This is a genomic window from Kitasatospora sp. NPDC059747 (genome assembly GCF_042732955.1).
Classification (GTDB): Bacteria; Actinomycetota; Actinomycetes; order Streptomycetales; family Streptomycetaceae; genus Kitasatospora.
On the sequence record NZ_JBHWGV010000251.1, the window covers coordinates 1 to 3387 of the forward strand.

The 3387-nt window shown below is 78.0% G+C and carries 2 protein-coding genes; both read left to right on the top strand.

Annotation, left to right across the window (positions count from 1 at the left end):
• The first annotated feature begins 185 nt into the window (after nucleotides 1-185).
• Complete coding sequence (locus ACFV4G_RS43175) at nucleotides 186-1274, top strand: alpha/beta hydrolase family protein (RefSeq protein ID WP_380449097.1); 1089 nt, start codon at nucleotides 186-188, stop codon at nucleotides 1272-1274.
• 662 nt (nucleotides 1275-1936) lie between these two features.
• On the top strand, nucleotides 1937-3259 hold the full coding sequence (locus ACFV4G_RS43180; RefSeq protein ID WP_380449099.1) for a hypothetical protein: 1323 nt from the start codon (nucleotides 1937-1939) through the stop codon (nucleotides 3257-3259).
• The last annotated feature ends 128 nt before the right edge of the window (nucleotides 3260-3387 follow it).

Consider the following 3387-nt stretch of genomic DNA (forward strand, 5'->3'; position numbering starts at 1 on the left):
GCGCCCACCCCCCCCTCCCGCTCCGGGCGCGGCCCCCCCGGCCCCCGGCCCGCGGGCGCCCCCGCCCCCCCACCCCGTCCCCCGTACAGCCCATCCCACTGGCCCCCGCTCCCACCCGCCAGTGAACTTGTCCCCAGCAGACTCACAGAGCGGGGAGCGATATGCGTTGGGGAACCGCAGCCGCCGTGGCGGCAGCCGCCGTCGGCACCGGGGTCGCCGTGCTGGTCGTCGGCCGGCGGGCGTCCGAGCGGCTCGTGCGGCCGGAGACCGCCGTGCTGGAGTCCGGCCCCGTCCTGGTGCAGAGCCTCGCCGCCGGCCGGATCACCTTCAACCGGACGCCCGCGGCCCTCCACCCCGGCCGCTGGGCGCTGGAGTGGGACGGCGACGGCCACGCCGTCGTCGACGACATCCTGCACAGCGACGAACAGGGCGTCACCCGCCGCCTGGTCCGCGCCGACCGGGGCACCCTGACGCCCGGCACCGAGGTCCGCTTCACCCCGCGCGTGCACCTCGGCGACCCGACGACCTCCCTCGGCCTCCCGTTCACCGAGACCGCCGTCGCCGGCGAGCTGGGCGCGATGCCCGCCTGGCGCCTGGACGGCAAGCGCGGCACCTGGGTGGTCCTCGTGCACGGCCCCGGCGCCGACCGCGCCCAGACGCTCCCCGTGCTGCCCGTCCTCCAGCGCCTGGCGCTGCCCGCCCTCGCCGTGACCTACCGCGGCGATCAGGGCGCCCCCGCCTCGCCGGACGGGCTCGGCCACTTCGGCGAGACCGAGTGGCGCGACGTGGAGTCGGCCGTGCGGCTCGCCCTCGACAGCGGCGCCGGCCGGGTGATCCTCTACGGCTGGTCGGTGGGCGCCACGATGTGCCTGCACGCCGCGGCCCGTTCGGCCTGGGCGGGGGCGATCGCCGGGATCGTCCTGGACTCGCCGGTGCTCGACCTGCCCGCCACTGCCCGCCGCGACGCGGTCCGGGCCGGCTACTCCAGGCCGGTCGCCGAGCTCGGCGCGCTGGCCGCGGAGGGCCGCACCGGGGTCGACCTGGCCGACTTCGCGCGCCTCGCCGAGGGGGCCGACCTGCGCGTGCCGACCCTCGTCCTGCACAGCCCGGACGACCCGATCGCGCCGTTCCGCGCCGCCCGGCACCTCGCCACGGCCCGTCCCGACGTCGTCAGCCTCCGGGCCTTCCCGGGCGCGGACCACACCGCCCTCTGGAACTCCGACCCCGCGCACTACTCGGAACTCCTCCGGCGCTGGCTCACCCCCCTCCTCTGATCCGGACCGGCTGCCGTTAATCCGGGGCATTCCGGCCGGTCATTCCCCGGTCCGGCCCCCGCTTCCTCCGTTCTTGCAATTCCCCCCACCCGTCATCGCGCGCCACCCGGGCACCGGAAGCCGATTCCGCCGGAACGGGAAGTCGGCGCGGTCGATTTCCGCCACCGGTCCCGCCCTCGCCGACCTGGCCGATCCGCATCCACCCGGAGCACTCCCGGCGGGCGTGCCCGGTGCGCGCATTCCCGCCTCCATCCGTCGGCGACACCGCGAGAGTCGGCCATTCACCCCTCGCCGCAGCCCTTTCCGTATCCGTTCGAACACCCCCCGTGACCACCGCAAACGGGCCTGGCATGAGCCCGCCACACGATTCCGGCCAGGCGGTTTGCCGCTGTTGCCCGATCTTGCGGAGGTGCTGCCACAACCCGCCCGCCCGTACAACCAACCGGATGTGACAGAAGGCCGGTACAAGGGGAAGACTGCTCGACGTGACGTCTCGGAACCCGCGCGACCGTGATGCCCCGCTCCCACCGACGATCGGTACCGGTGCGACGGTGACCCGCCTCCCCGGTACGGCCCACCGGCCCGTCGGGGCCAGGCCGGGCGGGGGCGGCGTACCCCGCCGACGAGGCCCCGCACCCGCCCCCGGCCGCGGCCGGGTCCCCGTGCCGGACGGCTTCCCCGCCCCCGCCGAGCTGGCTCCGCTGGCCCGCCGGATGCTGGTGGACGCCGTCCGGATCGCCCGCTGGGCGGGGGAGCTCGGCGAGGTCGACAAGCGGGGCGAACTGCTCCCCGAGGACGCCCGCGCGGCGGGCCGCGCACTGGCCATGACGGTCGGCGCCGCGGCCAAGGCCTGGGGCCAGGCGCTGCTGGTCGGCCTGGTCGAGGCCCGCGACGGCGGCGCCGGGCCGGGCTGGCGGCTGCACGCCTGGGAGCACGACGACGAGGCCGTGGTGCGCGGCTGGTCCGCGCTGTTCGACGCCTGGACGCTGCTCGCGCCGGTCCCGCCGGCCGCCCTGCGCGGCGTCTTCACGGTGCTGGCCGGCCAGGCCGTGGACCAGGCCCCGCAGCTGCTCTCCTTCCTGCACCTGGTGGCCGGCCCGGTCGCCGACAGCGAGCTCCTGGAGCTGCTGCGCCGCGGCCTGGACGAGCGCCGGGTCGGCGGCAGCGGGGGCGTGGGCCTGTCGCCCGTGCCGCACGCCGCCTCCGCCGTGTCGGCGGTCCGCGGCACCTGCCGCGAGCCGCAGATCGACACCCCGGCCGCGCCGGCGGACGTCGCCGCCGTCCTGGACTGGATGCTGGACGGCCTCGCGGCCGTCGGCGCCGTGGTGCGCCGGAACGACGCCGCCGAGCTGTCGCCGCTCGGGCACTGGGCGGTGCGGGCGAAGCTGGAGGAGATCTGCACGGTCGCCCAGACCGCGGCCGGCCACATCGAGCAGAGCGCCTACGAGCTGCTGAACGCCTGCGCCGACTACTCGCCGGGCCCGGCCCGGGCCGAGTACCGCGCCTGGGTGGCGGCCCGCCCGGCGGACCGTGCCGTGGCGGAGCTGCTGGACGCCGCCCAGGGCGACGACGCGCTCGTGCGCGGCCTGGCCTTCGAGGCGCTGCGGGTGGCCGGGGGCACGGCCGAGCAGGCGGTGCGCGCGGCCGTGGACGAGCCGGTGCTGCGCCCGTACGCGCTGCTGTGGCTCGCGGAGCAGTCGGACGAGGGCGTGTCCCCGGCCGACGTGCTGGGCGCCGAGGATGCGGCCTGGCTCTGGGTGGACACGGCGGCCGCGGTGCTGGACCACGGCGAGACCGAGCTGCTGGTCGGCCACGTGGAGGGCGCCTCGGCGGGCGACCCGGTGCGGCTGTTCGCCCGGGCCCGGCAGTCGGGGCACCCGCGGGCGGCCTCGGTGCTGACGGCGGTGTCGGGCGTGCACCCGGACCCGGGCGTGGCCCGGGCGGCCCGTCGCTCGGCGTTCAGCGTCCACACCGGCGGGGCGTGAGCGCCCGGAAGCGCGGATTGACTACTGGGGGGGGGGGGGGGCGGGGGCGCCGGCGCCGGCGCGCGCGCGAGAGTGAGCGGGGGGGGGGGCGGGCGCGCGCGCGCCCCCCCCGGCGCCCGCCGCGGCGG